Source organism: Brevibacterium zhoupengii, from assembly GCF_021117425.1.
GTDB lineage: Bacteria > Actinomycetota > Actinomycetes > Actinomycetales > Brevibacteriaceae > Brevibacterium > Brevibacterium zhoupengii.
On sequence record NZ_CP088298.1, the window covers coordinates 3,982,138 to 4,008,576 of the forward strand.

The 26,439-nt window shown below is 63.1% G+C and carries 25 protein-coding genes; 14 read left to right on the top strand and 11 right to left on the bottom strand.

The window, feature by feature from the left end:
- Nucleotides 1-65 precede the first annotated feature (65 nt).
- Nucleotides 66-2,723, bottom strand: a complete 2,658-nt coding sequence (locus LQ788_RS17990) for a LuxR C-terminal-related transcriptional regulator (RefSeq protein WP_231443375.1) — start codon at nucleotides 2,721-2,723, stop codon at nucleotides 66-68.
- Nucleotides 2,720-5,311, bottom strand: a complete 2,592-nt coding sequence (locus tag LQ788_RS17995; RefSeq protein ID WP_231443377.1) for a LuxR C-terminal-related transcriptional regulator — start codon at nucleotides 5,309-5,311, stop codon at nucleotides 2,720-2,722. Before LQ788_RS17995 ends, LQ788_RS17990 begins: the two co-directional genes overlap by 4 nt.
- Before the next feature lie 684 nt (nucleotides 5,312-5,995).
- Between LQ788_RS17995 and LQ788_RS18000 the strand changes: the two genes are divergently transcribed.
- A complete protein-coding gene (locus LQ788_RS18000) occupies nucleotides 5,996-7,189 on the top strand; it encodes an acyl-CoA dehydrogenase family protein (RefSeq protein WP_231443379.1) in 1,194 nt (397 codons plus the stop codon).
- A 39-nt stretch (nucleotides 7,190-7,228) separates the two neighbouring features.
- A complete protein-coding gene (locus LQ788_RS18005; protein ID WP_231443381.1) occupies nucleotides 7,229-8,377 on the top strand; it encodes an acyl-CoA dehydrogenase family protein in 1,149 nt (382 codons plus the stop codon).
- A 216-nt stretch (nucleotides 8,378-8,593) separates the two neighbouring features.
- Here LQ788_RS18005 and LQ788_RS18010 read toward each other — a convergent pair whose 3' ends face one another.
- The 4 genes from LQ788_RS18010 to pyrE form a co-directional block, all read right to left on the bottom strand.
- Complete coding sequence (locus LQ788_RS18010; protein WP_231443383.1) at nucleotides 8,594-9,238, bottom strand: TrmH family RNA methyltransferase; 645 nt, start codon at nucleotides 9,236-9,238, stop codon at nucleotides 8,594-8,596.
- The gene (locus tag LQ788_RS18015; protein ID WP_231443385.1) at nucleotides 9,235-10,941 is read right to left on the bottom strand and encodes an ABC transporter permease; all 1,707 of its coding nucleotides are present in this window, start codon (nucleotides 10,939-10,941) and stop codon (nucleotides 9,235-9,237) included. Before LQ788_RS18015 ends, LQ788_RS18010 begins: the two co-directional genes overlap by 4 nt.
- A complete protein-coding gene (locus tag LQ788_RS18020; protein ID WP_231443386.1) occupies nucleotides 10,941-11,822 on the bottom strand; it encodes an ABC transporter ATP-binding protein in 882 nt (293 codons plus the stop codon). Before LQ788_RS18020 ends, LQ788_RS18015 begins: the two co-directional genes overlap by 1 nt.
- Nucleotides 11,823-11,989: 167 nt before the next feature.
- Complete coding sequence (pyrE, locus tag LQ788_RS18025; RefSeq protein WP_231443388.1) at nucleotides 11,990-12,556, bottom strand: orotate phosphoribosyltransferase; 567 nt, start codon at nucleotides 12,554-12,556, stop codon at nucleotides 11,990-11,992.
- Between the two features lie 309 nt (nucleotides 12,557-12,865).
- Here pyrE and LQ788_RS18030 point away from each other — a divergent pair, with 309 nt between their 5' ends.
- Nucleotides 12,866-13,144: a GlsB/YeaQ/YmgE family stress response membrane protein gene (locus LQ788_RS18030; protein ID WP_231443390.1), complete on the top strand. Its 279-nt coding sequence runs from the start codon at nucleotides 12,866-12,868 to the stop codon at nucleotides 13,142-13,144.
- Between the two features lie 78 nt (nucleotides 13,145-13,222).
- On the opposite strand, the gene LQ788_RS18035 is transcribed toward LQ788_RS18030, so the two are convergent.
- From LQ788_RS18035 to LQ788_RS18045, 3 genes are read right to left on the bottom strand one after another with little or no spacing between them, the layout of a single operon-like run.
- A complete protein-coding gene (locus LQ788_RS18035; RefSeq protein WP_231443392.1) occupies nucleotides 13,223-13,630 on the bottom strand; it encodes a hypothetical protein in 408 nt (135 codons plus the stop codon).
- On the bottom strand, nucleotides 13,623-14,117 hold the full coding sequence (locus LQ788_RS18040; protein WP_231443394.1) for an alkaline shock response membrane anchor protein AmaP: 495 nt from the start codon (nucleotides 14,115-14,117) through the stop codon (nucleotides 13,623-13,625). Before LQ788_RS18040 ends, LQ788_RS18035 begins: the two co-directional genes overlap by 8 nt.
- Nucleotides 14,114-14,677, bottom strand: coding sequence for an RNA polymerase sigma factor (locus tag LQ788_RS18045; RefSeq protein WP_231443396.1), 564 nt, complete (start codon nucleotides 14,675-14,677; stop codon nucleotides 14,114-14,116). The genes LQ788_RS18040 and LQ788_RS18045 overlap by 4 nt, the downstream gene beginning before the upstream one ends.
- Before the next feature lie 161 nt (nucleotides 14,678-14,838).
- Here LQ788_RS18045 and LQ788_RS18050 point away from each other — a divergent pair, with 161 nt between their 5' ends.
- From LQ788_RS18050 to LQ788_RS18070, 5 genes are all read left to right on the top strand, one after another.
- The gene (locus LQ788_RS18050; RefSeq protein WP_231443397.1) at nucleotides 14,839-15,306 is read left to right on the top strand and encodes an Asp23/Gls24 family envelope stress response protein; all 468 of its coding nucleotides are present in this window, start codon (nucleotides 14,839-14,841) and stop codon (nucleotides 15,304-15,306) included.
- 105 nt (nucleotides 15,307-15,411) lie between these two features.
- Nucleotides 15,412-15,594 carry a hypothetical protein gene (locus tag LQ788_RS18055; RefSeq protein WP_009881830.1) on the top strand — a complete coding sequence of 61 codons (183 nt, stop codon included), beginning with the start codon at nucleotides 15,412-15,414 and terminating at the stop codon, nucleotides 15,592-15,594.
- Between the two features lie 4 nt (nucleotides 15,595-15,598).
- Nucleotides 15,599-15,967, top strand: coding sequence for an Asp23/Gls24 family envelope stress response protein (locus LQ788_RS18060; RefSeq protein ID WP_231443399.1), 369 nt, complete (start codon nucleotides 15,599-15,601; stop codon nucleotides 15,965-15,967).
- Nucleotides 15,964-16,533 (top strand): DUF6286 domain-containing protein, encoded by a 570-nt coding sequence (locus tag LQ788_RS18065; protein ID WP_231443401.1) that lies wholly within the window; start codon nucleotides 15,964-15,966, stop codon nucleotides 16,531-16,533. The genes LQ788_RS18060 and LQ788_RS18065 overlap by 4 nt, the downstream gene beginning before the upstream one ends.
- Complete coding sequence (locus LQ788_RS18070) at nucleotides 16,530-17,123, top strand: alkaline shock response membrane anchor protein AmaP (RefSeq protein WP_231443403.1); 594 nt, start codon at nucleotides 16,530-16,532, stop codon at nucleotides 17,121-17,123. The genes LQ788_RS18065 and LQ788_RS18070 overlap by 4 nt, the downstream gene beginning before the upstream one ends.
- A gap of 294 nt (nucleotides 17,124-17,417) precedes the next feature.
- Here LQ788_RS18070 and LQ788_RS18075 read toward each other — a convergent pair whose 3' ends face one another.
- Together LQ788_RS18075 and LQ788_RS18080 are read right to left on the bottom strand one after the other, a co-directional pair.
- Entirely contained in the window at nucleotides 17,418-18,191 is a 774-nt protein-coding gene (locus tag LQ788_RS18075; protein WP_231443405.1) for an SDR family NAD(P)-dependent oxidoreductase, read from the bottom strand.
- Nucleotides 18,188-19,012 (bottom strand): thioesterase family protein, encoded by an 825-nt coding sequence (locus LQ788_RS18080; RefSeq protein WP_231443407.1) that lies wholly within the window; start codon nucleotides 19,010-19,012, stop codon nucleotides 18,188-18,190. The genes LQ788_RS18075 and LQ788_RS18080 overlap by 4 nt, the downstream gene beginning before the upstream one ends.
- Nucleotides 19,013-19,147: 135 nt before the next feature.
- Here LQ788_RS18080 and LQ788_RS18085 point away from each other — a divergent pair, with 135 nt between their 5' ends.
- The 6 genes from LQ788_RS18085 to pheA all read left to right on the top strand — a co-directional run bounded on the left by LQ788_RS18085 (nucleotide 19,148) and on the right by pheA (nucleotide 26,436).
- The gene (locus tag LQ788_RS18085; protein WP_231443409.1) at nucleotides 19,148-19,939 is read left to right on the top strand and encodes an exodeoxyribonuclease III; all 792 of its coding nucleotides are present in this window, start codon (nucleotides 19,148-19,150) and stop codon (nucleotides 19,937-19,939) included.
- A gap of 302 nt (nucleotides 19,940-20,241) precedes the next feature.
- A complete protein-coding gene (locus tag LQ788_RS18090; RefSeq protein WP_231443411.1) occupies nucleotides 20,242-22,611 on the top strand; it encodes a helix-turn-helix transcriptional regulator in 2,370 nt (789 codons plus the stop codon).
- Nucleotides 22,612-22,762: 151 nt separating this feature from the next.
- A complete protein-coding gene (locus LQ788_RS18095) occupies nucleotides 22,763-23,680 on the top strand; it encodes a GTP pyrophosphokinase (RefSeq protein WP_231443413.1) in 918 nt (305 codons plus the stop codon).
- 57 nt (nucleotides 23,681-23,737) lie between these two features.
- On the top strand, nucleotides 23,738-24,616 hold the full coding sequence (locus tag LQ788_RS18100; RefSeq protein ID WP_231443415.1) for a DUF5926 family protein: 879 nt from the start codon (nucleotides 23,738-23,740) through the stop codon (nucleotides 24,614-24,616).
- 75 nt (nucleotides 24,617-24,691) lie between these two features.
- On the top strand, nucleotides 24,692-25,501 hold the full coding sequence (locus tag LQ788_RS18105; RefSeq protein ID WP_231443417.1) for a glycosyltransferase family 2 protein: 810 nt from the start codon (nucleotides 24,692-24,694) through the stop codon (nucleotides 25,499-25,501).
- Nucleotides 25,498-26,436 (top strand): prephenate dehydratase, encoded by a 939-nt coding sequence (gene pheA / locus LQ788_RS18110; RefSeq protein ID WP_231443418.1) that lies wholly within the window; start codon nucleotides 25,498-25,500, stop codon nucleotides 26,434-26,436. The genes LQ788_RS18105 and pheA overlap by 4 nt, the downstream gene beginning before the upstream one ends.
- Nucleotides 26,437-26,439: the final 3 nt, after the last annotated feature.

Below are 26,439 nucleotides of genomic sequence, written 5' to 3' on the forward strand. Positions count from 1 at the left end.
CATTGCGAGCCGTTTCTCCCAATCGCGCTTCGGCCACATCCGGGTGATCTCAGCACGCTGCGAAACTATGAGCGGTCGGTCTCCTGCTTCGCTGATCCCAACGCTTCGATATTCAACCTCGCCACGGCCTCTGCAACCTGATGCCGACGAGTGACTCCGAGCTTTCGGTAAAGGCGATAGGCGTGGCCTTCGACCGTTCTCACTGCCGCTCCGAGAAGAACCGCTATTTCCGCGTTCGATTTTCCTTTGACCAAGAAGCCGCAGATCTCCCGCTCCCGCTCCGTCAGTTGGACGGACAGGTCGTAGGAACCGCGCGCGAGGGGCGCGCTGCCGCGATGATTGAGTCGCTCCCGGGCCATCTGCACACATCGAGCGGCAATGTCCGGCGCGGACAATCGCTGCGTATCAGCAAATCTCAACAGCACCGCAGCATCCTTCGACCACAGCGCCTCACCCACTGCCCCGAGGAGTCGAAATGCGTGCCCTTCACCCGCTGCGGAGAGACAACGCATCTCTGCGACATCGACCTCTCCGAGATGGCGAAACAGGAGCGAGCGAATCTGTGCCGAGAGACCGAATTCCTGGTCCCTGTCTGCGTCCTCGAGCAGGTGCCGCAGCCGCCTCTCGGATTCCGGATCAGAGGTCCGCAGCCACCGAGAGATGAGAGTGAACACCAGCGCCCGTCTGGACTCAACGTGCAGCCCGGAGGACTCCATCTGAGCAAATTTGGCGTCAAAGTCCTCAGCTATGTCCGTCTCTCCGCTGAGCGTAGCGATGTACTGCGACACCCCCAGCGCCGAGACGAGCATGGAAGACTGATTCCAATGATCCAATGCTTCGACACCAGCACGCGCAAAACGCAGCGACTGGTCCAAGTCGCCCTCAATCAGTGAAACCTCCGCCGCCATGATGTCGCTGGTTCCGCTGTGTGCCGCGATATGAGCGATATCGCTCGTCTGCGGCAGCTGCAGCGAACGATGAACAGCGTCCAAATCGCCCAGTTCCATCATCACCCTTGCCTCGAGCATTCGCAGGAGCATTGAACCCATTCCCACAGCAGGGAGTTCACGTTTCACCAGCGCGAGGACTTCCTGGGCCCTGCGAGCTCGCCCAAGCTCCAGGTCGCGGGATGCGCAGATGAGCGCCGCTCCCATGCGATAGACGTGGGGCAAGGAGGTATCAAATGCATGGGAACGCAGCAGATCTGCATCCGGAGGGCCGTAGGTGCCCACAGCAGACCAGATAGTCAGCAGCACCGTCCTCGCCGTTGCATCATCTAAGCTTTCCGCGGCGAAGGCCCTCCTCGCCTCATGGTCAAGGTTCGCCTCGTTCGGGTGGCACGACTCGTCGTCGCAGCAGTCGATCTCGCCCGCAGCGATCCTGTCGAGCGCCGCGGTGAAGTCGGCAACCTCAAGCGCCACTGACCGGTGAGTGACCTGGCGGTTGGCCCACAACACTGCGGCGGTGACGACGAGTCCCGGGCAGCACGCTCTGTGCAGACAATGAGCGAGGAGATCGAGTCCCAAGGCCACCTGCCCAACGTTGCAGTAGAGGCTTGCCAGCTCGTAGAGTTCCGGCGCCGTCAATCGAGCTATCGGGACATCTGCCATGATTCGCAGGGCTCGATGCCATTCGCCCATCTCAATCGCGGTCATCGCGGCAGCGACGACCTGCCGTTCGTCCACGGCCGCTCCACACCCCAGCGCCCATTCCGTCCTGAGCATCTGGGAGCGTCTGCTGGGATTGTCCGGATAGTCGCGGACCATGCCGTACCACTTCCGGCTGCGGCCGATCGGCGCGTTGTAGCGAATCGTCTCCGAGGCGTGGTGTTCGCGTGCAATGTAGACGCGAGAAGTGCCCCCGACGATGCGCAGCTCATCGACATCAACGAGTCGGTCGGCTGCTGGACCAAGTCCGGCCGTGAGCATCAGGTCGATGTCGATCTCGCCTGCCATGACGACCAGCTCGAGGGCTTCCCTCTCCTCTGCCGAATACTGATCGAGATCGATGCGAGCGAAGTCGCGGGCTCGGACATCGAAGTCGATGTCGAGACCGTCGAGGACGAGAACGCCCTTACGCATCAGAAGGCGGTTCTGCCTCCGGCAGTATTCGAGCAGTTCCAACAGCTTTCCGGGGTTGCGCCCCGAGTGGAACTCGACGATGTCGAGGACTCCCTGGGCGGCGATCCCGCCAAAACTGTACTCGACTGCGGTGCGCATGTCCTTCGTCGTCAGCGGCCCCAGCACCATCTGCGCAAGCATCTGTTCGTCGACCAGATCGGCAAAGGGCCAGAACTCGCCCACCATCGAATGGCGAGTCATTGCCACAAGCTTGATCCTGCCGTCGGCTACGAGCTGCGACAGCATACGAACGCTGTGTTCGTCGAGATAGTGAGCGTCGTCGACGAACACGGTTGGGATCTGCGCGCCCCCAGTCACCGCCACGATCACGCGACCGATCAGACCACCTGGCTCATCGAGATCAACGATCATCCCGAAGATCCCGAACGGGGTCTGGCTGAGCACGCGGTCAGCGTGTAACCAGGGCTCCTTCCCACCTCGGCGACGGTGCACCTCTCTCCCCAGACGCGTCTTTCCCATGCCCACATCGCCTTCGATGAGGATGCCGACTCCGGAGGCGTCAGTCAGCGATTCCTCAATGGCTCGGAGCTCGTCTTCGCGGCCGAAGATCGGTGGGCTTCGATGCAGATGCCGCTGGGTCATGCCAGACTCCGCGCGATCACCTTGAGTTCCTGCCGGTCTCTGACATGCAGGCGCCGATAGAGACGGCCGAGGTGCCATTCCACTGTACGCACCGAAAGATGCAGCCGATCGCCGAGTTCCGAGTTGCTCGCGCCCTCGGCCACGCCATTGACCAGCTGCTTCTCGATCGTGGTGAGTATTGCAGACAGGTCTGCGCCACCAGCGTCGAAGGTGATCGTGCGCAGACTCGAATCCAGCAGCATCCGAGCTTGTTTGATCGCAGTCGGGTTATTGTTCTGCACGGCTCTGTCGCGTGCGGAGCGTGCCAGATCTGCGCACATCACAATGGCCCCGAACTTCAGCGCCTCATCCGCTGCGGCAATGACCGCTTCGTCATCGTCACCGGGGCGAATCTTCGCCACCGCAGTTGCCAGTCGCCCCAGGTTTCCGTCCACCTTCTCTGCTGCGTCAGGCAGACTCCGCTGCGCCGCCGTGCTGCCATGCCGACTCGCCTCCATCCAGGCAAAGACAGCCAGGGTGTGGGCGCCACGCTCTTCGGCCTCTGTACCGAGGCGGTGCAGATCGTCCGCGAGCTTCGCCGGGTTCCTCAGCGCATGGGCTTGGAGTTCAAGCAGGTCGGCAAGATAGTCCTGACACCAGTCATAGTCGGCGTTGGGCAGACCGTGGACCGGTCCTGTGGTCCCTCCTACGGTTTTCCCGCTGTCCGGTTCGTGTCGGCGGAATCGGGCAATGCGATCGTCTGCCGAGGCTGTCGATGTGCGTCTGCTCGAGGTCTCACGCATCTGCAGCAGCCCCTCGGCCAGGTGCAGAGCAGCTTGAACGATTTCGCGTCCGTCTCCACGCTGGCTCCCCTTCGCCACAGCCTTGCTGAGAGTCTGCCGTGCCCGCGTGAAGTGACCGGTCCACAAATCGACAAGAGCTGTGACAGGAACCGAACCTGGCTGCACCTCAACGATTCGTCTGGCGGTCGTGCGTGCGCGATCCCAGTCTCCTGCCAGATAGAATCCGATGAATATCTGCGGCACTGAGTCTTCGACTTCGAAGCTCGTCGTATCCGGCAGAGCAAACATCATCTCGGCCTGCGTCAGATACTCAAGACCGCGTTCAATTCGGCCGCACATGATCTCCACCTGGCCGAGCAGCGAGCAGGCACGCTGACGGTGTCGGGGCAGACAGCTGCGATTGCGGAAGACTCGCTCTGCCAGTTTTCGCCCCTCGTCCAAGCGTCCTCCGCGCACGTCGAACTGGGCACGAGTGACGTCCAACCGACCAGTGTCGACGGGACTACGCAGCCGTTCGCGAATCCACTCGGTACGCAAAGTCCGAGGCTCGCGGGGATCGGTCAACCGCAGCTCGATACACGCCAGTCGTGAGAGATACCTGTCGGACCCCTCTCCCACCTGCGGAGAGGAGATCAGACGGTCAACGATGTGCTCCGCCTCAACGGAGTCCCCTCGGCCCCGCTCCCCGCGCGCCAGCTCCAGGTAGATCTCCGGATCATCAGAATTCGAGTGTCTCAGCAATTCGATCGCCGCAGCGAAGTCTCCTCGCTCATTCGCCCACATGGCAGCACCGAGGACCTTGACCTCGTCGACTGGAACTCCCCAGTTCTGCGTCCATCTCACCTGGCCGAACAGCGCGGCCCCGACCAGAGGTGTCGTCTCCAGAACGGGGGTGATGTCCCGAAGCAGCTGCAGGCTATGCGAAGGCTGGACACCGTCGCGCAGACTCTGAGCGACAGCAGGTTCGACCACCGACACTTCGGCGTACCGGCCTCTAGTGATGTTGATGATTCCGCCCTCGACCAGGTTGTCGAGGACCTCGGGCTCGCACAGGGTCCGCAACGCTTCATACGGCAATGCACCGGCCATCGCGATCATCTCGAGAATTCGCTTCTGCTCCGGCCGCACATTCCACAGCGCCCGATGATCGGCGCCTCGGCGAGAAGAGGCGCTCGCGGCCGCACCGACGATGAGCTTTCTCAGCATGCGTGGGTTGCCCTGCGACTTCTGACGATAATCTGCAATCGTCCTGTCATCGAGCTCGCCTCCTGTTTCGCGAGCGATGGCGGCGATCGCATCCTCGTCCAGGCCCTCAAGATCGGTGCGTACGATCCTGCCTGCAGTCCACAGCGCCGCCAGCAGATCGATCGGCGGCCTGATCGTTTCGGCGGCCGCGACCAGTCTGATCCGACCGGCGGAAGCCAGCTGGGAGATGATCGAGAGCGAATGCTCATCGACCCGGTCCGCATTGTCGATGAGCACGACGGGTGATTGCTCCCGTTCGAAGATCCGACTCATGACCGACAGCGCGGCGCCCGATGCGATCTCATCGGCCTGTTCTCCCTCACACGAAAGCAGAACTTCGAAGATGCCCAGCTTCCTTGAGGCAATCAGGTTCGAGCCGCGGAACCGGAAGACCGGCACATCCGGGTCCAGGTTCGCTGCGACACCGTTGATGATCGTGGTCTTGCCCATTCCGGAGGCGCCGATGACAAGCACCCCACAGATGTGGGGATCCGCCAGAAACCCGGTGATCTCCGCAATCTCCGCGCGGCTTCCTTTGGCCGCGGCACGTGTTGAACGCATTGGGGCAGCATTCAATTTCACGGCGCCACGATCACTTGCCCGGCACCCACACCCGCATCGAGCGCATGTGCCGATACACAGTCGTTGCGTTCTACGCGTGCGGAAACCGCCGACATGGGCGCGACACGACTCAAGCGGCCGTTCGGAGCCCGTGAGCTGAGTTCACCACAACGCATCCGACGGTGGTGCCCGAGGAAGACCTCACACGATTCATCATTGAATGCGCGATCGTTTTGGGACACGATATTCATCCCGTTCACTTCTCTCACAGAGGGCATATTCGGTGGGCATAGGAGGAGAGCCACTCGATTATGCGAAAAACAGTTTGTTTCTTTCAGCCCGACTTCTTCGGCTGAAGGGGAGTGTCCTCCCGATACTAGAACTGCTTCATTACTGGTCCTAGCTCCAGCACATCACTGTTAAGAAAACGTAACATTCCCGGTGACCGATCATCACGAAATAGTAATAATTCAGACATATTGCGTCGTAACAGTGCAGATGCCAGGCAAATCGCACCACTGGGCCACCTGCGTCAGGCTGCCGAGAGCCTGTGGGCCGCCAGCGCGACAGAGCGGGCTCCGATCCCGCGGTTCCTCCGCGACTGCAGCCTTCAGCCACTTGTGAGCCTGAACACCGAAACGTACTATTGGGACTAAGTTACCGAACGATCAATCAGGAGTTTTCATGGACACCTTGCTGAATGCAGAGGAGCGCGAGTTCGCGCAGAAGATGCGTCAGTTCTATCGCACGGAGATACCCGAGGAACTGCGCTTCAAGGTCGCCACCGGCCAGGAGCTGACCAAAGAGGACATGGTCACGTCGCAGCGCATCCTCAATCAGCACGGATACGCTGTGCCGAACTGGCCTGTCGAATGGGGCGGTCAGGACTGGACTCCTGTGCAGCGACACATCTGGCTCGAGGAGATGCAGCTTGCCTGCGTCCCGCAGCCGCTGCCCTTCAACGTCTCCATGGTCGGCCCTGTCATCGCGACCTTCGGCAGCCAGGAGATCAAGGAGCGTTTCCTGCCCGCCACCGCCAACATCGACATCTGGTGGTCGCAGGGCTTCTCCGAACCCGATGCCGGCTCTGACCTCGCTTCGCTGAAGACCACCGCGGTCCGCAACGGAGACAAGTACATCGTCAACGGTCAGAAGACCTGGACAACCTTGGGCCAGTACGGCGACTGGATGTTCAACCTGGTGCGCACCGACCCGAACGTGAAGAAGCAGGCGGGTATCTCATTCCTGCTCATCGACATGAAGACGCCCGGTGTCACCGTCCGCCCGATTCAGCTCATCGACGGCGGCCATGAGGTCAACGAAGTCTTCTTCGACAATGTCGAGGTTCCCGTCGAGAACCTCGTCGGCGAAGAGAACAAGGGCTGGACCTACGCGAAGTTCCTGCTCGGCAACGAGCGCACCGGCATCGCCCGCATCGGCGGATCCAAGGTCAACCTGGCCCGGGCCAAGGCCTACGCCGCGGTGACGAAGACGGCACGTGGCACCCTGCTGGATGACCCTCTGTTCTCCGCCCGTCTGACTCGGATCGAAGCCGAACTCACTGCGCTTGAGATGACCCAGCTGCGCATCCTCTCAACTCAGGCTGCCGGATCTGACAAGCCGGATCCACGCTCCTCTGTGCTCAAGCTCAAGGGCTCGCAGTTACAGGAGGACATCAGCGAACTCCTCGTTGACGTCCTCGGCCCACAAGGGCTCGACTTCGTCGCCGACCGCGCCCAGGGCGAGGGCCTCTCAGACCTTCCGCTGGGTGCCGTCGATGCCCTTCCCGCGTACTTCAACACCCGCAAGGTCACCATCTACGGCGGCTCGTCCGAGGTCCAGCGCGGAATCATCTCGAAAGCACTGCTTGGTCTCTGAGGTTCCCACGAGCCCAGGACACTTAAGAAGAGGACAATCATGGATCTTGAACTCAACGACATTCAGCAAGAACTCGCCAGCACTTTGAACAAGTACCTGCGCAGCGAGTACGACACACAGGCCCGCGAAGCAATCCTGGCCAGCGACGAGGGCATCTCCCGCGAGAAGTGGGAGCAGTTCGCAGAGATGGGCCTGCTCGGCCTGGCAATCCCGGAGAACTACGGTGGAGCCGAGATGACCTTCGCCGAGGTTGCTGTGGTGCTCGAAGCATTCGGCCGTTCGCTCGTGCTCGAGCCGTTCCTGGCCACAGCTGTGCTGGGTGCCAACGCCATCGTCGCCGCCGGCACCGAAGAGCAGAAGCAGGAGATCCTGCCCTCTGTGTGTGAAGGCCAAACCTTCCTCGCCTTCGCTGCCCTTGAGCCCGGCCTGCGCTACGCGGTCGACACGCCCTCCACCACAGCCTCGGCGGGCGCTGACGGTGCCTACACGATCAGCGGAGAGAAGAACGGTGTGCTCGGCGGCGACGTCGCCGACCACTTCATCGTCACTGCCGCAGAGAACGGCGATCTGGGTCTCTACCTCGTCGCTGCATCGGCGTCGGGCGTTAATCGCGTCGCTCACCGTCAGGCCGATGGACAGGGCAGCGCCAGCGTGAAGTTCGACAATGCTCCCGCCCAGCGTCTGGGCGCCGCCGATGCGCACGCTGTCGTCGCCGAACTCATCGACACTGCCAACGCCGCGATCATGGCCGAAGCCGTCGGCGTCATGGAGACCTCCCTGACGATGACGGCAGAGTACCTCAAAACTCGCGAGCAGTTCGGTGCCCCGATCGGTGCCAACCAGGCTCTCCAGCACCGTGCGGCCGACCTCTACGCGGACCTCGAGTACGCCCGAAGCATGGCACTGTTCTCGCGCCTCGCGGTCACCAGCGAAGAGGCAGGCTCCGAAAAGGACCGTCACCGCGATGTCATTGCGGCCAAGATCATCATCGATTCGTCGGCTCGCACCATCAGCCAGGAATCGATTCAGATGCACGGCGGCATCGGCATGACCATGGAATACCCCATCGGCCACTATGCCAAGCGGTTGACGGTCATCTCACGTACGTTCGACGATGCCGATTCGCTGACTGCCGAGCTGGCAGAGATCGGCGGACTCATCGAGCCGCACGCCGCCGATCTGAACTGAGGTCAGGCAGCTGACGCTCTTCCGCTTCACGCGCTCAGCCTGAAGCGGAAGAGCACCAACAGCGATCAGTTAGAGAAGACAGTGGGCGTTTTGTGCTGATTCCAGGGATGGAATCAGCACAAAACGCCCACTGTTTTTCGTTTCCTGCAGGTCCGCCGTCGCGCCGTCGCGCAGTCCCGCCGTCCTGAGGCCGTCAGGGCTGAGCGCCGGAGGCCCTCAGCTCACCGGCTGGTCGTAGACGTGACGGCGGATCCATGAGTGCATGGTGATCGCTGCCGCGGCGGCGGCGTTCATGGACCTTGTCGAACCGTACTGGGCGATCGACAGCACCGCAGTGCTCGCCTGGTGCGCTTCCTCGCTCAGGCCGGGTCCCTCCTGGCCGAACAGCAGCAGGCTGCGGCGCGGGAGGTCATAGGTCTCCAGCGGCACGGAGTCCGGGAAGTTGTCGATCCCGATCAGCGGCACGTCATTGTCGGTGCACCACTGCAGAAGATCGTCGATGCTCGGGTGGTGGATGATGTGCTGGTACCGGTCGGTGACCATCGCCCCACGCCGATTCCAGCGCCGTCTGCCCACGATGTGCACTGCGGCTGCATTGAAGGCATTGGCCGTCCGGACGACCGAACCGATGTTGAGGTCGTGCTGCCAGTTCTCCACACCGACGTGGAATTCGTGCCGCGTCGAGTCGAGATCGGCAACGATCGCCTCAAGTTTCCAGTAGCGATACTTGTCGACGACATTGCGCCGATCGCCCTCAGCCAGAAGCTCGGGATCGAAGTGCTCAGACACAGGCCAGGGGCCGGTCCACGGACCGACCCCCACCTGTGGCGCGTTCGACTCCGACGCGCTGTCCTCAGTCACTTCTTGTCATCGGTTTCATCCGCCGAGGTGTCGGCCTTCGATTTGCCCGCCGAGGTGTCAGCGGAGTCCGAATCGATCGCGTCGTCGGACTTCGCGTCCGAGTCCGCTTCGGCATCCGAGTCCGAATCCTTGGAAGCGTCCTTCGAGTCAGTGTCCTTCTTGCCGGCTGCGCCGACGGAGACCTTCTGTGCACGCTTGCTCATCTTCACGGTCTTACCGCCGCGTCCGCCGCCGGTGAGCACCGCGCGAACGTAGGCGCTGCTGGCCAGGGAGTGGACGATGAGCGCCACCACTGCTGCGATGGCCGCAGCAACAAGGCCCTCCCACCATTCGGGTGGGCTTGCGAAGAAGCGACCGGCGATTCCCAGCGCCGAGGTGAACGGAGTCCACGACAGCACCTTGGCGACGGTTCCCGAGGCTCCCAGGATGACGGGAGCGATGAAGCCGGCCACGGTGATGACGCCGATGATCGACACGAAGATCTTGCGTGCTGTACTGCCGGTCACCGTCGATGCCCACACGAGGAGCGCGTAGATGGTCCAGGCAGTGAACAGCAAGGTCAGTGCGAACCAGCCCAGCCCCGGAAGCATGGCGAATGCCAAAGAGGTCTTCCCCGTGATGGAGAGCCCGAGTTCGGCCACAACGATCGCGATCACCAGGTGCACGGCCGTCAGGGACAGCATGCCAGTGATCCGACCCGAGGCAGAGGCGCGCGGCGGAATCGTCGCGGCGATGATCTCGGTGATCCGGTTGCGCTTCTCCAGGCGCAGGTTCTGATAGAGCGCGGTGCCGAGTGTGGCCACCACGAGAAGCGCGAACACTGCCATTCCCCACAGCAGCGGAGTTGCGATCTCTGCGCCGACTGCCGGCGCGTTCAGTAGTGTCGCCTCAGTCTTCGGCGCCAGCTTCTCCAGCAGAGCCTCGGGCTGTTCGTCCAAGGCGATGATCGTCGGCTGTGCCTGTCCGCTGGGGTCCTGGATGAAGGCCGCGTCGACCTTGCCCTCCTTGACCAGCTTCTCCGCAGCCTGCGCGTCTTTGGCGTCGGTGATCTTCACGCCCAGCTGCTGCTCGTACATGGCAGCCTGTTCGCCTACCCCGACCATAGCCATGGTCGGAGTACCCGACTTCGAATCGGATCCGGCGACGACGCCGGAGATGATCGCAGCGAGGATTCCGAGCACGATGACCGCGCCGGTAACCAGGAAGAAGGGACTGCGCAGTGCTGTCGTGCTCTCTCGGTTCGACACCAGCCATGCGGCCTGGCGTTTGTTCACGTCGACGAACTCGGAGACCAGTCCGGTCTCGGGAAGCTCGTCGGCAGAGGGCTTGTCTTCGGCGAGTTCGAATGGAACCTCATCGAGCCCGTCGTCGGCCGCAACTGCGTCCGCGTCGCTCGCGCTGTCAGTGTCAGTGACGTCGTCAGTGTCAGTTGCGTCGTCAGCGGCAGCTGCAGCGGGCTTGGCGCCCTTGGCGTTCTTCGTCGGCTTGCTGTTCCGAGCCGAAGAGGCCTTCTTCGCTGATTTCGCGCCCGCGCCCGCTCCAGCACCGGTGCCGGTGCTCTGTGCTGAGTCGCCATCGTTGTCGGTCACCGTGACGTCGTCGCCGATAGGAGTGCCCAGATCATCGATGCTCTCTCCGGCAGTGCCCTTCGACACCTGTGGCTCCGGGGACTCCCCGTCTTGGCCTTCGTCCTTGCCTGCCATCACAAAGCCTCCTTGTACTGCTCGGCCAATGTCGGGCGAACACTCTCGAAACTCTTCACACCATTCAGTGCTGCCACGGTCTGTGCGGCCGCACCCGCATCGGCGGCCCGGAAGCTGATGACGTTGTCTGCGGAGTCGAGGATCGCAACGTCGCTGACGTCCGCGCGGCTCTCCAATGTCTTGGCAGCCGCCTCGGCGTCGGCAAGCTCCACCCGGTACTTCACATCCGCACGCAGCTCTTCCACGCTGCCGGTCACGCTGGTCCGTCCTTGGCTGAGGACGATGACGTCGTCGGCATGGGCCTGCGCGGCTTCCCAATTGTCGGTGGCCAGGATGACTGGCACACCTGAGGCTGCGTGGGCACGCAGCAGGGACATCACAAGTTCGGTTGACTGCGAGTCGAGTCCGGAGAAGGCGTCGTCGATGATGACGACATCGGGATCGGCGGCCAGGATCGCTGCGATGTCGACGCGGGCGATCTCGGTGCCGCTGAGGTTCTTCAGCGGGGCGTAGCCGCGATCGGCGAGTTCGAGGCGCGAGAGCAGAGTCAGCGCATTGCGCTCCGCTGCTCCGAGCGTGATGCCGTGCAGACGCGCCAGGTAGACGATCTGATCGATCACGCGCATGTTCGGGTAGCCACCGCGCTCGGCGGGCAGATATCCGAAGTTCTGACGATCGCCGAAGTCGAGCTCGAAGTCCTCGAGCTTGACGGTGCCCTCATCGGGCGAGATCAGCCCCATGATGACGCGAACCAGCTCGGTCCGACCGGCTGAACGGGATCCGACGATTGCAGTGATCCGGCCTGCCTGCGCGGTGAAACTCACCTCGTCGAGATAAGTTCGCTTTCCCTTGCGCAGGGAAACCTCTTTCAGTGTGAGCACGCGTCATCCTTACTTTTCCTGAAGCAGTACTGTGGGAGTGTCTCATCTATCGTGTTGAATGGACCACGATGTTTCAAACCAGGACCCCGATTTCGACAGAATTGCCAGTCGAGTCCCAGCTGCTGATCGACGGGTGAGACGGCGCCCGCGGAGTCCGAGGAAACGTCTCAGTCCAACCCAAGATCGCTTGTCGTCAATGCCGTGAGATACGGAATTCCTGTCGCCTCGACCCGCTCCTTGGCTCCCGTGTCACGGTCCATGACCACGGCCACGGCCACCACCTCGGCCCCGGCCTCCTTGAGAGCCTCGACAGCGGTGAGCACCGAACCGCCCGTGGTGGAGGTGTCCTCGACCGCAACGACCCGTTTGCCAGCGACATCGGGGCCCTCAACGCGACGAGACATCCCGTGCTTCTTCGCTTCCTTGCGGACGACGAAGGAATCCACCGGGGTGCCGCGAACGACGGAGCGGTGCATGACGGCGGTGCCGACCGGATCGGCTCCCATCGTCAGACCGCCCACGGCGTCGACCTGCTCCAGCAGGCCTTCGGAAGCCAGGAGGTCGAGCACCACATCGCCGATCAGAGGTGCAGATCGATGGTCGAGAGTGACCCGGCGCAGATCCAGGTAATAGTCAGCTTCCCTGCCTGATGAGAGGGTCACCTTGCCACGAACCACGGCGAGTTCGTCGATGAGGTCGAGCAACTGTCGGCGGGTGTCTGCGCTATCGGTCATGCCCACAAGTCTAAACGGCCAGTGCCATTGCGCGGACCAGGGCCGTCACACACGCCCAGCATCCCGTCGCCGAGGTGGTCATGAGCTCCAGCTGCCCACGCCGAGGTGGTGATTCCTCGCCGATGCGGTGACGGGGATCACGGCATGCGAACCGAATCCGACCGTGAGGTTTCCACCGAGCAAACGTCTGTACCAATGTCATAAAAGATCGGGTGAAGCGGTACGTTCCGCGAGAATCGGATCTACCATTGGAGACAGATTCACTCAGCAAGCCCGATCATCAGCCACTTCTGAAGGGATGTGAACCTCATGGGTTTCATCGCATACTTGATTCTCGGACTCATCGCCGGTGCCATTGCCAAGGCCATTCTGCCGGGCAAGCAGGGCGGCGGACTCATCGCCACACTCATCATCGGCGTCATCGGAGCCATGATCGGCGGATGGCTCGGAGGCGCGATCTTCGGCGTCCAGATGGATGCCTTCTTCTCGATCTCGTCCTGGCTGTGCGCGATCGGCGGCTCGCTGATCGTTCTGCTCATCTGGGGCTTCATCACCAACAAGATGGGCAAGAAGGACAAAACCGCCTGATCACAGGCTGATCCTGACGAGGGCCGGAATCCATCACTGGATTCCGGCCCTCGTCACATTCACCCACAGTCCTGGCGACTAGCCTCGGCTGACGACGCGCAGATCGATGTCGAGTCGTCCGCTGGCCTCCACTGCCCCACGGGCAATATCGGCCTCGACGACGGAGAAGATCTCATCGACAACCTCGGCGACCGAACGGGTGCGATCAAGGTGGGCATCGATCCTCACCTTCACACCGTCACTTCCACGGGCCACATCGACGCCGACGGGCTCACCACCGACCCGCCGCAGCACCCTGGCTGTGGCTGTGGCGACCAGATCGCGCAGTCCCGGCGCCAGGCTTCTGACACCGGGGACCGAGGTCACCGACGTCGCCAGACGCTCCGACTCCGCGACCTCACTGCCGCTGCCGGAACCGTTGCCGCCGCCTAAGCCGTTGCCGCTGTTCACAGGGGTGAGGTTCTTCGCTTCGCCACGATCAGTCAACGTACACATCCTCAGCATTGATATCGATCCTGACAGCTGGAATCCCGAGTTCGTCCAGAACCGCGGCGGACACGGCACTTCGGATCGCCTCGGCGGTGGGCGCGAAGGAGATGCCTGCGCGCATGGCCAGTGTCAACGACACCGTCGCCGCGCTGCCGTCGGGATCACCGGCGGGTTCGACGTCGACGCTGCGAGCACGGATGCCGTCCACCGAGTCGACGGCCCTGCGCACGATTGCACGCACCGCGGCTGTGGAGATCGAGAACGGGTGACCATGTTCGGTCTGCAGACGGGTCGAGGGGCCCCGGTACAGGTCGTCTCTGACCAGCTGGAGGATGCGCTCGCGCACCCCGGCAGTGTCCTCAGGTTCGGGTTCGAACGTGGCCATGTATTCGTCGATGACACCGCGAAGCTGAGCGTCTGATTCCCGCTGGAGATCATCGTTCGTCTGGTCGGGTTCAGCGCCGGAGCCGACATGTTCGTTCATGTCCATCCTTCCATCCCCTCCATGATGGCAGTTCGGGCCCGGTGGATGCGGCCGCGTACACTGCCTTCGCTGATGCCCAGAGTTGCCGCCACCTCGGCGTAGCTGAGGCCCTCCATCTGGTGGAGCACCCAGGTTACCCGCTGTTCTGACGAGAGCGTCTGGAGAACGCTTGAGAAATGCTGGAGAGCGGTGCGTGCTTCGACGGACTTCTCAACCGATGCACGCCCGTCCGGGTGGATGCTCATATCATCGGGATCCTGCGCATCCGAGGGTCTGGCCATCCGCCGCCGCAGCATGTCGGTGCACTTGTTCGATGCCAAGCGGTAGATCCACGTACCGAAGGCGGAAGGTTCGCTCAGGGCGTTCAGCGATTTCCACGCCTGCACCAGCGTGTCCTGCACGACGTCTTCAGCATCCTGCCGGTCGCCGAGCGTGCGCAGGCAGAATCGCAGCAGCTTCGTCTCATACCGGTCGACCAGCGACTCGAAGGCATCGATATCTCCTTCCCTCGCGCGCACGACCAGGGTGACGAGATCGAACCGATCATCGTGCCTTGTCATATCCATATCGTATGCGACCGTCGGCGCTGTGAGCGCGCAATCCGTGCCGGGGAATGTCGGGCCCAACCTGCTCGAAATTTTTTTCGCAGAGGTGCGTGAGGATCTCTGACCTGCCGCGTCTGTACCTATGACAGCGCAATCGAAACGAAAAGGAATCAGAAATGCCTGAAGTCAAGCAGTCCAGCGGTTCCCAGCAGATCACGACCGACGATTCGGTGCGCAGCCCTCTCGTGACCGACATGGGCAACACCACGATCGCCGAGAACGTCGTCGCCAAACTCTCCGGCATCGCCGCACGTGAGGTCCCCGGCGTCTACAGCATGGGCACCGCCGCACGCCGTGCCTTCGACACCCTCACCGACCGCATCCCCGGCTCACAGACCAACGTCTCCGGCGGTGTCTCCGTCGAGAAGGGTGAGAAGCAGACCGCGATCGACCTCACCATCGTCGTCGAGTACGGAACATCGATCGTCGATGTCGCCGAGGCGATTCGCCGCAACGTCATCCGTGCCGTCGAACAGGGCACCGGGCTGCAGGTCGTCGAGGTCAACATCGAGGTCACCGACGTCCATCTCCCCGGCGATGAGGATGACCAGCAGAGCTCGAACGACACCGTCGAACTCAACTGATCTGCCCCACACCCAACAGCCTGCATACTCAACACACGAACGCAGCCTTTCCCATGGCCGACTACGGGTCCGGGAACGACTCGCCGCCTCGGCGGAAGGAATGACATGTCGAAAACACTCATCGGACTGCTCGTCGGATTGACGCTGGGCATCGTCGCGTACTTCGGAGGATTCCTGGCATTCCTCATCGTCGCCATCTGCGGCGGGCTCGGCCTCGTCGTCGGCCTGGTCCTCGACGGACGCCTCGACCTCAGCGCACTGAGTTCACGTTCAACGACCCGGAGGTGACGACGTGGCTTCATCACGTGGTGGCCTCACGATCGCGGACCGGGTCATCGAGAAGACGGCCTCCCAGATCCTCAAGGCTCTGCCCGGAATCGGGGGGACGAAATCGGGCCTGTTCGGACTCGGCTCGAGCGCCGATCTCGGTTCCCGGCCCAGTGTGGACGTGACGCTCTCGGGTCGAAGCTGCACCCTCGACGTCGAACTCGGACTGCAGTACCCCTCCCCCATCACTGAGGCGACCGAATCGGTGCGTCGTCGCCTCAGCACCGATGTCGAAGCCCTCACCGGGGTCGCCGTCCATCAGGTCGACATCACCGTGAAATGGCTCAAGCCCAATGCATCAGGATCCGGACAGACAGTGAGGAATCTGCAATGAGCGCACGACTGCTTCGGGCACGCCCGGCACGCGTGGTGCCTGCCGTCATCCTCGCCATCCTGATCCTGGTCATCGCCGTCGCCCTCGGCTGGGCGGCCATTGCCGCCATCGCCTCCGCAGGCTCCGGAAGCTCCGCGCTCTCGGACGGAATCCCAGGACTGTCGAGCCTTCGCGAGATGACCTGGGGTGCCGCGGCCATCATCGCCACCGGCGTCGTTATTGCGCTGCTGGGGCTGATCTTCCTCTTCATCGGGATCTCTCCCGGGGCCAAGCGCAACATCGGCTACCGCACGCAGACCCCGGAGCACATCGAACGCTTCGAGGTGGTGCTGCCGACCTCGGCACTGTCCGGCCTGGCAGCCGCGGCAGCGGATTCCGTCGACGGAGTCTCGAGCGTACGCGCCGCGTCCGATGCCTCATCGACGAACGTCACGTTCTCCACTCCCGTGCGTGACAATGACGAGATCCGCCGCGATGTCGATGCCGCAGTCACGCAGCGCTTCGCATCGATTGCGTTCGATCGCACACCCACCGTCAAGGTCCGAGCACACAGGAGGCAGGCATGAGACGAATGGCAGCAGGTGCCAATCGCACCGGACTCATCATCGTCGGGCTGATCTTCCTGGCGGCCGGACTCGCTGTGCTTGCGATCAGCTTCGGCCTGGCAACAGCGGTGGCCCCCGGCTTGACTCCGGACTCGGCGCTGCAGCCTGTCGCCGCTGTGTTCGCATTGCCGTTCTCTGCGCTCATTGCGCTGGTTATCGCCCTCATTCTGGCGATCATCGGCATCCGTTGGCTTGCCGCGCAGGTCCCGCGGAAGGATTCCGCCAAGCCCCTGCGCATGCAGGAAGACGCTCGCAGCGGTGTGACCACAGTGACGGCGAATGTCGTGGCCGCTGCCGTGGAAGATGACCTCGAGGCCACCCCCGAGGTCGTGGATGCGCAGGCCATCCTGCGCGGAACTGCGCGACGACCCGAGCTCGTCCTCCACCTCGATGTCGACGAACGCGGCGACATCGATGCAGTCGTCGCCGACGTCGCAGATCGCGTGACCCGCAACGCCAGTCAGGCACTCGGCGTCCCGCTGTCCGCCGTGGGCGTCGAGGTCGCCATCGCCCGATCGCGGCAGAGAAGGCAGCGCAGTGTCCAGCTGTGAATGACAAAGACCCCGGGGCGCGTAATCGCGACATCCCGGGGTCCTCGCAGCACTCCCCTCGAGTACCCGGACGCATCCCCATACGTCCGTTGTGTCCACCCGATCCCCACCGGGCGAACACCATTATTGGATCACACATCGATCCTACTTGTAAAGATTGTTCCGCCCTGTCTGAGCCGCAGAGCGGCGATTCAGCGACCCTGAACACCTGATAGAACCCCAGGTCACAGGCCTCGCCGTAAATAATTCAAGACTCAACTTCATTCGGCGGGTCGCAATGTCACTGTTGCGAATTCAGTGATCGTCTCGTCTGCTGAGAGAGAATCCCCTCGACCCCCAGCGCACCAGGGAGCGCGGAACGAAGCGGGCGATTCGCGCCGCCACCCCATAGCTCACCCCAGGAATCGAGACCACCTTGCCGCGCCGGGCATCACGCAGTGAAGCGGCGACGACCTGCCGCACGCTCAGCCAGATCCACCCCGGCCCCGGTCGGTCGACGCCGAGTCGTTCATGGAACCTGGTGCGAATGAATCCGGGCAGCACGACGGTGACCGTCACCGGGCTCTCGCGCAGTTCGCCGGCAAGTGCTTCGGTGAAGACCAGAGTCGACATCTTCGAGGCCGCATACTGGCCCATCGTCGTCAGTGCCGCCATGGACGAGACGTTGATCAGGCCGCCGCGACCACGCTCGCGCATCTGCTTGACCGCGGCCAGGGAGAGCTCGCGCACCGCACCGGTGAGCACCATGTCCTGGTCTTCGAGCTCCGTCGCCTCCGACTCGAGCAGACCCTGCCTGAGACCGTAGCCGGCGTTGTTGATGAGCAGATCGATGCGCGAGGTCTCAACCACGGCCCGGACCACGTCGATGCCGGATCGGGTGGACAGGTCGGCCACGACAACCTCGGCGTGGGTGCCGTGCTCGGTCTCGATGCTCGTGGCCAGCTCCCGCAGACGCGTCTCATCACGGGCCACGAGCACGAGGTCATAATGATCGGCGGCGAGAGCACGTGCATAGCCGCGTCCCAGCCCTGAGCTGGCGCCGGTGACGAGTGCGCGCGGCCTCGTCACTTCGCTCCCTGGCCCACCCGCACCGTCAGCGACTGTGCCGCGGTGCCGATCGGTCCTTTGACGTCGCTGAGGACGCTCGTGGTCTCGCCGATCCCATTCGGACCGAACGCCACCTTCGTTTCGAAACCGACCCAGCCTGGTTCGGGGACTCGAGTGAGGTGGATGGTGAGGTCGACATTGGGGAAGAACGTCGTCTTCGGATCTTCTCTCACGGCCAGCCCGTTGGCCGTATCGACGAGTTTCACGAAGGCCGCGGTCGCGGGGTCGTCCTCACCGTCGACGAGAGGATAGGGCGACCGGATCCAGGAACGTGCGAATCCGGGGCGGACGTCGGCGAACTGACCACCGTCCAATGAGGCGATGAAGCCTCCACCCCAGCGGCCGGTGAATGGCACGGCAGGAGCGTCTTCGGGCTCGGGCAGAGCCTGCCATTCGTCGCCGACGACGCTTGCGGTGTCGCTGGGCAGCAGGCGCCAGACTCGGGCGTGGACGCTCGTGCGCTCACCATGGCGCATGCTCGCCTCGATGAGTTCGATGGTCCGGCCTGGCCTGATCACGTTGACGTCGATCGTGAACTCGCCGGAATGGATGACGCCGAGGATGTCGAAGCTGACTCGAGACACCACCTTGTCCGAGGGCAGCCGGCGTTCGATCTCCGCGAGCACCAGTCCTGCGGCCGGGGCCAGATGCTGCTCACCCGGCTGCCACGCGCCCTGGCTGTGCAGCGTCGAGACGAAGGTCTCCGGCGCCGTGCGCACATAGTAGGAGTCGGGGCAGGCGGCACCATCGTGGCCGAGGTGTTCGTTGAGTGCTTCAGGCATGACCACAGATTATCGGTAGCCAGCCGGCGCCGAGGTGATGGGGCCGACCGGTGCGACTGCTGGCGCCTTCTGGTCACCGGCTTCCTTCTGCCTGTTGAGCTTGGGCCTGCGGTCGGGACAGCTTATGGTGGGAGAGTGAGAATCGCGAGCTGGAATGTGAACTCGATCCGCGCCCGACATGACAGAATCGGTGCCTGGCTGGATCGCTCCGACGTCGATGTCCTGGCCATCCAGGAACTCAAATGCAAGGACGAACAGTTCCCGGAGGAGCTGTTCACCTCCCGCGGCTATGAAGTGAGCTTCCACGGCCTCAATCAGTGGAATGGTGTGGCCATCGCCTCCCGAGTGGGTCTCGAGGACCCCGAGATCGGGTTCCCAAGCATTCCCTCATTCGGCGAAGAGCCCGTGGTCGAGGCCCGTGCCCTCTCAGCCACCTGCGGCGGAGTCAGAGTGTATTCGCTCTACGTTCCCAATGGTCGCGAGCTCGACCATCCGCACTACACCTATAAGCTCGAATGGTATTCGGCCCTGACTGCCGATATCTCAGCACAGCTGAGTGAAACACCTGATAAGAAACTCGTCCTCTGCGGTGACTTCAATGTCGCACCTCTGGATGAGGACGTCTGGGACATGGCGGAGTTCGACGGACTCACCCATGTGTCCGAACCCGAGCGCCAAGCCTTCAACACTCTTCTTGGGGCCGGGCTCAGCGAGGTCACCAGGCAGTTCACCCCAGGCCCAGGCGTCTACACCTTCTGGGACTACCAGAGGTTGGCTTTCCCGAAGAAGAAGGGCATGCGCATCGACTTCGAACTCGCTTCAGCCTCCTTGGCTGAGAAGGCCACCGGCGCCGAAATCGACCGCGAGGAGCGCAAGGGCAAGGGCGCGTCGGATCACGCCCCTGTCATCGTCGACTACGAGGTGTGAGCAGTTCCCGACGAGAACCTCACGTCCCGAGCCTGCCGCGGCGCTCCCCGGCGCCGCTGCATATCAATATTGACGAAACACCACTTCACCAGTGATCCTAAGAACAACGTGCTGCTGCCCACTCCCCGATAATGTACAACGGCATCGTTGAATACTCACTGAGTGAAGTTGAACGCAGACTTAGTGAAAATCACATAGCTGCCACATTGAGTAACCGGAATTCGGTCACAGAGATCGGATATATTACTTAATGGTAGTCAATCCCCAAATCCCCATATCCCCACTGCCAGAGGTCCCCACCCATGCATGATTCCGCTGACCAGGGCGTTCCCGTTCCCCCGACGGACCGCTCAGCCGGTGCAGGCGTCTTTCCCGGCGAGCGCTCGGCGACGGCTCACTCATTCGCGACTCGCCTCGCCGATTTCGCACCCGAGCTGCCCGAACCGGTATGGAAGAGTCTGTTCCTGCAGACATCTGGGCATATCCTGGCTGGCCAAGCCGTTCTGCAAGGTGCCGACTCGATGGGCCACGACCTCTCGACGGTCGATGCCGACCACTACCCGGATCTGCCATCCGCTGAGGTGCTGGCTCAGATCAGACGTCAGGCCCCGGACAGTCCCGAGCTGAAGTTCGCCCATCTGCTCTCATTCATGCGCGACATCAACGCCGATACCCTCGCCATCGCCGCCGGAGCAATGCGCCACCTGAGGTCGTTCGCCGTTCCCTCGGAGCCAGAGGGCACCGGCGCCCTCGACATCGCTGACCTGAGCGCGCATCTGCTCGAGGACGGATTGCTGCTCCCGTCTCTGCAGGGCACCGGTCACCACACGATTCCGCCGGTCATGAAAGCACTCCTGAGGCGCCTCTACGACGACCGGGATCGGCACAGCGAATCGCGGTCGCGACGCGCACTTGGTGCCAGCGCCGCCGAATGGCTGAAGGCCCCGGCCTCCTATCATTCGGAGGGCTTCGACGAGGCACTCCTGCAGGTCGCGGAGGCCGGAGAGTGGAGCGCACTGACCGATCTCTGGGCACACCGAGGCCATGCACTCATGATCGATCATTTCGACGCAACGCTTGAGGCCTTCTCGAATGTCCCCGAGGCGCAGGCTCAGAACTCGGCGGTGTTGGCCGAAGCGCTGGGCGACTGCCTGCAGGTTGACGAGGTCAGACGGCGTCTTCGCAGCAGCGACGGCCTCACCGTACTCAACGAGGTCAACTTCGAGCATTCGGCCGTCCCGACTCTCGACTCGCAGATGGAACGGATCAAAGACGGTGACTTCACCGTCGATGACATCCTGATCATGGCGATCGCATCGATGCGGCGCCAGAAGGTGCTCGGCCAGTCGGATCAGGGTCTGCAAGTGGCCAGGGCGGCCCAGGAGCTGATCAACGACAGCCGCCACTTCCAGTCAGCGCCCAGCCGACTCTGCGAAGCACGATTCCACCTCGAATATGGGATCACCACCATGTTCGTCGGTGATCTCACTGGCAGTGTCCAACTGCTGCGTCGGTCGATCATCATCACGGAGCTCGCCTCTGCGTCGTCTCCTTATCTCCTGCTCCCCGCGCACGCCTACAGTGCCCTGGCATACGCGATGCTCGGAAACGGCCCATCGAGTGACGCACACCTGGGTCACTTCGACGAGCTCAAGGACCAAACTCGCTTCGGCAGCCCTCACACCCTCACCGCCTACTCCTTGGCTCGCATGATCCGTGCCATGGACGGCCTGGACCTCGACGCGGCAAGCCGGCACTCGGCACGTCTGACCGACCCCTCGCTGGGTCATCACTCGTGGCTCGGAGTCGTTCAGTACAGATCGCTGTTGGGCATTCTGCGCAGCGATGTCGGGATCGAGGGCAAACGCCTGCAGCAGATCATCGACACCAACCGCTCATCCCTGCCGGCTGACGGACTCCTGCTCGACACTCTCCAGCTCATGCTGGTCTGCCTCCATCTGGCTCAGGGCCAGACTCACCTCGCCCAGAACGTCCTGCTCGACGCCGAGACCGAGTCGCCGTACATCGTCCTGGCCAGAGCTCAACTCCATCTGACCATCGGGGAGCATGGGACCGCGGCGCACCTGGCGAACAGAGTGCTGTCTGAGAAGTCACTCGATCTGCACGCCAGGGCCTCAGCACGTGCGGTTCAGGCTGCCAGTCTGTTGGGCAAGGGAGAGTTGGTCGAGGCAGACTCCGCATTCGTCGACGCCCTCGAGTACTGCAGGATCGCGGCCAGCCTCATTCCCGTGTCGATAGTTCCCAAGCCTCTGCGCGATCAGTTGATCGAGCGCAGCTCCAGCGCTGCCGAATGGGACTTGCTCGCTCCGGTCTTCGCGAGCGAATCCGGCGCCACCGACGGCGCCACCGACGGCGCCATCGGCGGACCGGACGGTCGCGGCGCCGGGGAGCGAGTCCGGCATCGGCTGCTGGGTCTCGGGGAGACGCTTCGCATCCGCGACGGTCACACATTGCTCAGCCCCTCACAGAGGCAGCTCCTGGCCCTGTTGGACACTCAGTCATCGGTGTCCGCGATCGCAGCTGAGCTCCACCTCGTCGAAGGAACTGTGAAGAACAAACTGTCGAATCTCTACGCGCGCCTCGGCGTCCGCAATCGCAGGGATGCGCTGGCTCGCGGCTACGAATACGGATACCTTCCCACCGAGCGCTGAGTCCGCGGCGCACATCTCAGGACCTCTGAACAGTCCGCCGAGGCGCCCGTGACGACCTCACGGAGGAAAGCTCGTCTCATTCGCGCGGAAAGCATGGACATCCACCCCGTCTTCTGGTGAAGTTGAATCAGGAGCTAGGAAGGTGACGAGGATGTCAGCAACAGTCCGCGAACTGGTCGACGAAGCCTACGACAGGCGCGAGTCGACATGGAGGGCCGCCCTGGAGACGGTCAACGATTGGGTCGAGGCCGCATGCTCGGGCTCAGCGCTGTTGTCAGGCGATCGAGTCACCGTCGGCCGTGGACGGATCAAGGACCGGCTCCGAGCCGGGGAGAAGCTGCGCCGCAAGCTCGCCGACGCCAATGACGAGATCCATGAGGCAGTCGAGGTCGAGAATCAGGTCATCGATGTCGTCGGTGCCCGGGCCGTGTGCCGCACCGAGCGGGAGCAGACGGCACTGTGGGATCTGCTCACCGACAGCAATGACAGCTCAAACCTCTCCATCGCCGAGGTGCGGGACTACTCCGCCCAGCCCAAGCCCTCCGGATACCGCGGGCGCCATCTCATCATCGAAGTTCCCTTCGACGCCGAGCCCTCGGTGCTCGTCGAGCTGCAGCTGCGCACGATCATGCAGGATGCGTGGTGTGTGCTCGCCGAGGAGCATCTGTTCAAACCGGGTCAGGCACTGAAATCAGATGCCCAGCAGGAGCGGCTCTCCGTCGTCCTCTCCGGACTCCTGGCCCAGGCCGATGTGGTTGCCGGCTATATCGCCGATGATGTCGGTGCCTACCTGGGAATGGGCAACGCCTCACCACCTCGGACGGTGACGAATATCGATGCCGCAGCGGAGGTCCCCTCGATCGAGGTCACCATCCGCGAGCTCAACCATTCCTATGTCCTCGCCGCCGACGAGGTCGGTCGGCACGGGATCATCCGCCTGGAGAATCTGGGTCTGACGCCGGAGAATCCCGAACACTCGGCGTTCCCGACCCCAGGTGACAAACTGCAGGTGACGATGGACGAGTCGAACACAACGCGCTACTTCATCCCGGTCGCTGGGCAGCACTGAAACACCCCGGCGAACGGGATGCATTCCGATTCGCCAGACCGTCTAGACTTGTCTTCCATGGGTAAGAAGTCGAAGCGTTCCAAAGAAGATGTCATTGCCAAACGTTTGGCACGTGCAGAGGCCACGGCCTTCGTTGCACGTCCGTTCGAGGGCCTGCCGTTCGAGGCGGACCTCATCTGCCTGCGTGAGCTGGTGCCGGCGGCGACCGCCTCGGCGAAGCTGAAAGAGGATTTCGGTGGTCACGAGATCACCATCACCTCCCTGCTGCCCGCCGCATGGCAGGCCTGGCACCGTGAAGACGGTGAGATCCTGGCCGGCATGCAGGTGCCGGTGTCCTCGACCGATGCTTCTCGCGATGTCGCCCACGGCATTCTGGCCGCAGTCGATTCGGAGCCGGGCACCACCGTCGAAGCGACCACCGAACCCGGTCAGGGACCGCGGTTGCAGGACATCCTCGACACCGACCACACTTTCGACATCCGCGTGCTCGAGACATTCGAGTATTGGAAGCTGCCCGAGGCCGAGACGGACTCCGATGTCGCTGCGGCACTCGAGCAGGCCAATGATTCCATCTCGCCCACGGAGAAGCTCGCCTCGGTGAAGTCCGCCTACTGGACCGAGATGTCGGGCCGCACCTACGTCCGTTGGGCACGCCCCGAGGGTGAGGACGCGATCGTCGACGCTCTCGCGAGCCTGCAGGTCGATGGGCGCAACGACCTCGGCGGTCCAGGCACCTTCCTGGGATATTTCCGTGCGCACGGAATCATCGTGCCCGTCTGGGAACTCGAATTCGGCACACAGGTCGACGACATCGAGGAACCCATTGCGGAGTTCGGCAAACGCCTTGAGACGACCATGAACTCGGGTGAGTCTCTGACCACCGAGGCACGCCGTGCGCGTTCAGGCATCGTCGCTCGCCAGCTGACCATCCACTGAGTTCCGTCGCCACGACCACCAGCGAGCGTCGACCCGAGCTCGCCGGTGTGTGAGGCGGACAGGAGAAGAGTTCCCATGCCTGAACAGTCGAACACCCCAGGTCCGTCGTCGGAGACGGCACCCCGCGCGATCGCCGCCATCATCCCTGCGATGAACGAAGCCGACCGGATCGCAGCGACCGTGAGAAGCGCCAAGCAGATCCCCGGCGTCGATATCGTCATGGTCGTCGATGACGGTTCGAGTGATGACACCGGTGTCCGCGCCCGCAGGGCTGGCGCCGAGGTGGTCACCCACCGGAAGAACAAAGGCAAGGCCGCGGCCATGATGACCGGTGCGTTTGCCATCCGCAATCGTGAGATCTCCGATTCGGATCCCGACCAGCACCCGGAACATCGCGCCCTCCTCTTCATCGACGGCGACCTGGAGGATTCAGCTCTCAACACAGCACCGCTGGCCGCACCTGTCCTCGCTGGCGAGGCCGATATGACGATCGCGATCCTGCCGGCACAGAAACGCAAGGGCGGCGGGTTCGGCTTCGTCGTCGGTCTCGCGAAGAAGGGCATCGCTGAGCTCAGCGGATTCGACGCGACCCAGCCGCTGTCGGGAATGCGCTGCCTGAGCCGTGAGGCCTTCGACACGGCGCTTCCCTTCGCTGCCGGATGGGGCGTCGAAACGGCTATGACCATCGATGTCGTCACTGCCGGCCTGCGCGTCGAAGAGGTCGAATGCGATCTCCACCACCGGGTCACGGGCAAGGACCTCAAGGCGCAGCTGCACCGCGCCGCCCAATACCGCGACGTCGCCCGGGCGATCTTCGTACGCAGACTGCGCGCCAAGAAGTCGAACAGCACATCGCCGAGTACCGAGAAGGAGAACTCTCAGTGAGCGCAGAGCGCTACGCCTACCTGGGCCCAGAAGCCACGTTCACCGAGGCAGCACTCCTGCAGTATCTCGACTCCCACGGCCTGCGCTCGAACGCATCGACCCAGCCCATGCGCAACGGGGCCGCGGCTCTCGAGGCAGTCCTCGACGGTGACTGCCTGGCAGCTGTCGTGCCGATCGAGAACTCCATCGAAGGCGGCGTGCCGGCCACGATCGATGCCCTGACCGATCATGGTCAGCTGCAGATCATCGCCGAGGTGGTGGTGCCCGTTCGCTTCGTCCTGGCGGTGAAGCCGGGGACCGATCCCAGCACGCTGACCTCGTTCGGATCCCACCCGCACGGTGAGGCACAGGTGAGGACGTTCATGGCTGCGAACTTCCCCGATGCCGTCTACCTGCCGACCTCGTCGACGGCCGCGGCCGCACGAGATCTGGCCAACGACGCCGCCGACCATGTGGCGGCCGTGTGCCCGGCCCTGGCGGCTGAACGCTACGGACTTGAAGTCCTGGCCAACGACATCGGAGAACGTCAGGACGCCGAGACCCGGTTCGTCGTCGTCACTCGTCCCGGCACCATTCCGGCACCAACGGGATCTGACAAGACCACCATCGTGGCCTCACTGCGCTCCGATCGTGCGGGTGCGCTGTTGGAGATGCTCGAACAGTTCTCCAGTCGCGGGGTGAACATGTCACGCATCGAATCCCGACCCACCGGTGACGGACTCGGGCTCTACCAGTTCTCGATCGACCTGCTGGGCCATGTGCACGAGGCCCGGATGGCCGATGCGCTGCAGGGAGTCCACCGTGTGACCAGGAACCTGAGATTCCTCGGCAGCTACCCCAGTGCGGTGGAGACCGGTGTGCCCCTCGACCCGACGACCACGGACGATTCGTTTTCCGCCGCCGCTGCCTGGCTGGATTCGACACTGGGCGGCTGAGCA

Bases quoted from the DNA above. Each gene is read 5' to 3' on its own strand.
- LQ788_RS17995 (WP_231443377.1), bottom strand. From the start codon at position 5,311: ATGCGTTCAACACGTGCCGCGGCCAAAGGAAGCCGCGCGGAGATTGCG.
- LQ788_RS18070 (WP_231443403.1), top strand. From the start codon at position 16,530: ATGAGACGAATGGCAGCAGGTGCCAATCGCACCGGACTCATCATCGTC.
- LQ788_RS18040 (WP_231443394.1), bottom strand. From the start codon at position 14,117: ATGAACGAACATGTCGGCTCCGGCGCTGAACCCGACCAGACGAACGAT.
- LQ788_RS18045 (WP_231443396.1), bottom strand. From the start codon at position 14,677: ATGACAAGGCACGATGATCGGTTCGATCTCGTCACCCTGGTCGTGCGC.
- LQ788_RS18050 (WP_231443397.1), top strand. From the start codon at position 14,839: ATGCCTGAAGTCAAGCAGTCCAGCGGTTCCCAGCAGATCACGACCGAC.
- LQ788_RS18005 (WP_231443381.1), top strand. From the start codon at position 7,229: ATGGATCTTGAACTCAACGACATTCAGCAAGAACTCGCCAGCACTTTG.
- LQ788_RS18090 (WP_231443411.1), top strand. From the start codon at position 20,242: ATGCATGATTCCGCTGACCAGGGCGTTCCCGTTCCCCCGACGGACCGC.
- LQ788_RS18100 (WP_231443415.1), top strand. From the start codon at position 23,738: ATGGGTAAGAAGTCGAAGCGTTCCAAAGAAGATGTCATTGCCAAACGT.
- LQ788_RS18015 (WP_231443385.1), bottom strand. From the start codon at position 10,941: ATGGCAGGCAAGGACGAAGGCCAAGACGGGGAGTCCCCGGAGCCACAG.
- LQ788_RS18000 (WP_231443379.1), top strand. From the start codon at position 5,996: ATGGACACCTTGCTGAATGCAGAGGAGCGCGAGTTCGCGCAGAAGATG.
- LQ788_RS18095 (WP_231443413.1), top strand. From the start codon at position 22,763: ATGTCAGCAACAGTCCGCGAACTGGTCGACGAAGCCTACGACAGGCGC.
- LQ788_RS18055 (WP_009881830.1), top strand. From the start codon at position 15,412: ATGTCGAAAACACTCATCGGACTGCTCGTCGGATTGACGCTGGGCATC.
- LQ788_RS17990 (WP_231443375.1), bottom strand. From the start codon at position 2,723: ATGACCCAGCGGCATCTGCATCGAAGCCCACCGATCTTCGGCCGCGAA.
- LQ788_RS18030 (WP_231443390.1), top strand. From the start codon at position 12,866: ATGGGTTTCATCGCATACTTGATTCTCGGACTCATCGCCGGTGCCATT.
- LQ788_RS18080 (WP_231443407.1), bottom strand. From the start codon at position 19,012: ATGCCTGAAGCACTCAACGAACACCTCGGCCACGATGGTGCCGCCTGC.
- LQ788_RS18105 (WP_231443417.1), top strand. From the start codon at position 24,692: ATGCCTGAACAGTCGAACACCCCAGGTCCGTCGTCGGAGACGGCACCC.
- pyrE (WP_231443388.1), bottom strand. From the start codon at position 12,556: ATGACCGATAGCGCAGACACCCGCCGACAGTTGCTCGACCTCATCGAC.
- LQ788_RS18065 (WP_231443401.1), top strand. From the start codon at position 15,964: ATGAGCGCACGACTGCTTCGGGCACGCCCGGCACGCGTGGTGCCTGCC.